We start from the raw sequence: 1,791 nt of genomic DNA on the forward strand, positions 1-1,791 counted from the left end.
GCGCAAACTCCGCACGGCGGCCGGGCTGACCCAGGCCGAGCTGGGTCGCCGGGCCTACGTGGTCGACTCGCGGATCACCCAGATCGAGCGGGCGTGCGGCGCCCGCCCCACGCTGGAACTCGCCCGCCGTGCGGGCGGGGCCGCCACCGGTTCGCCATGGGGATCCGTCGGGAGACCTCCTCGTCCCCGGCGCCCCTCCCGGGCGCGGCCCCGTCACCGGCCGCGCCCGGATCCGGGCATCCGGGGGTGGCGGATCGCCGCCTCCCGGCCGGACGACCCCGCCCGCGATCCCAGCCCATCACGACCTGTCGGTCCTCGCACGTCGGGCCGGTGGATCGTCCGGGCCCCGTCCTCCCGTCCGCCGGGGCGCGCGGGAAGGGGTCCGCCGGATCCCGGCGGTGCCCCCGGGGGCCGCGCAACCGGGAGGAGGCGCGGAAACGCACCCGGGCGATGGCACCGGTGCCGAAGGGATGCTCCGCGAACCGGGGATCGAGGGCCGCGTCCCCCGGGATCACCGGCGCGGGCCCGCCCGGGAGGTGCGCGCACATCGAAACGTCCCGGGCGCAACCGACCGGGTCCGGGACGATCGCGGCGATCCGGTGGTGCTCCTCGGCCCCGATGATGTCGACCACCGCCGCCGGCACGTCGCACAACCGGCGGGCCGACCCGACCGCCCGGCCCGGGTCGGGCGGGGCCGGGGAGCCGGGGATCCCGTACTCGTCGAGGGCCCTCGGTCGTTGCGCCTCCACGGCGGGACGAGGGGCGGCGCGGGTGCCCGTGGACGACCGCTCCCCCGGGTCACGGCGTTCCCGGACCCCGGTCCGACGGAACGCGCTGCCCGCTCCGGTTCGCACCGATCCGACCGCTCCCCGGGGGCGGTGCGGGTCCCGGATCGCCGTGGCGGCCGTCTTCCGGGGCCCCGCGGGAGAGTCCTCCGCCGGGGAGATCCCTCCCGCGTCCCGTCCCCGGTCGACCTCCGGCGCTCAGACCTCCGTCTCCGAGGGCTCGGGGCTCTCCTCGTACCGGGCCAGCGCCAGGCCCAGCCCGAAGAAGGTCGGCGCCCACTCGCCGATGAAGATGCCCCACCGGTCGGCACGGTCCAGGCCGGCGGCCTCGGCCTTCAGCGAGGTGGCCCAGGAGAGGAAGGACAGGCCGATGGAGGCGAAGGCGGCGGTGTAGGCGTGCTCGCTGCGCACGCCGACTTCGTGCAGCTTCTTGACGATCACGAGGACCCTCCGGATCGTTCGACGGGGTGACGGCCACCCCGAACGGTGTCTCCCACCGTCCCGGGATCCCCTCGACCGGCAACCCGGGGAGGTCCCACCGGGTCACTCCCGGATGTCGCCGTCCAGGTAGTACCACCGGCCGGCGACCCGGCGGAACCGGCTCACCTCGTGCAGCGTTCCGGTGTGCGGGCCCTGCCGCCAGTGCGCCCGGAACTCGACCGTCGCCTCGTCACCCGCGTGGAAGGGGCCTCCCCCGTCGGTGGCGAGCACCTCCAGCCGTTCCCAGCGCAGCGCGGGGTCGGGGTCCACCCGGGCGGGTCGGGTGGTGGGGTGCCAGGTGCGGGTCAGGTAGGGGACGTCGCCCAGGGCGAAGGCGCTGTAGCGCGAGCGCATCAGGCGCTCCGGGGTCGCGGGGATCGACTCGGCCCGGTGCGCGGGTCCGCAGCAGGCGTCGTAGGTCGCGGCCGTCCCGCCGGTGACGGCCCCGCAGGGGCACGGGCGCGGCGGGCGGGCGGCACCGGAGGAGGGGGAACCGGTCGTGGACATGCCCCATTGTGCGCATACC

2 protein-coding genes and 1 pseudogene are annotated in these 1,791 nt (G+C 76.8%); 1 reads left to right on the forward strand and 2 read right to left on the reverse strand.

All coding sequences use genetic code 11. The features are described 5' to 3' along the window. Nucleotides 1-142, forward strand: a pseudogene (locus FOE67_RS30885) (helix-turn-helix domain-containing protein); the annotation flags it as partial. Nucleotides 143-983: 841 nt separating this feature from the next. On the opposite strand, the gene FOE67_RS24655 reads toward FOE67_RS30885, so the two are convergent. Both FOE67_RS24655 and FOE67_RS24660 read right to left on the reverse strand, forming a co-directional pair. Then, nucleotides 984-1,226, reverse strand: coding sequence for a hypothetical protein (locus FOE67_RS24655; RefSeq protein ID WP_182667032.1), 243 nt, complete (start codon nucleotides 1,224-1,226; stop codon nucleotides 984-986). 102 nt (nucleotides 1,227-1,328) lie between these two features. Next, nucleotides 1,329-1,772, reverse strand: a complete 444-nt coding sequence (locus FOE67_RS24660) for a YchJ family protein (RefSeq protein WP_182667033.1) — start codon at nucleotides 1,770-1,772, stop codon at nucleotides 1,329-1,331. Nucleotides 1,773-1,791: the final 19 nt, after the last annotated feature.

The organism is Streptomyces calidiresistens, from assembly GCF_014141525.1.
Classification (GTDB): Bacteria; Actinomycetota; Actinomycetes; order Streptomycetales; family Streptomycetaceae; genus Streptomyces; species Streptomyces calidiresistens.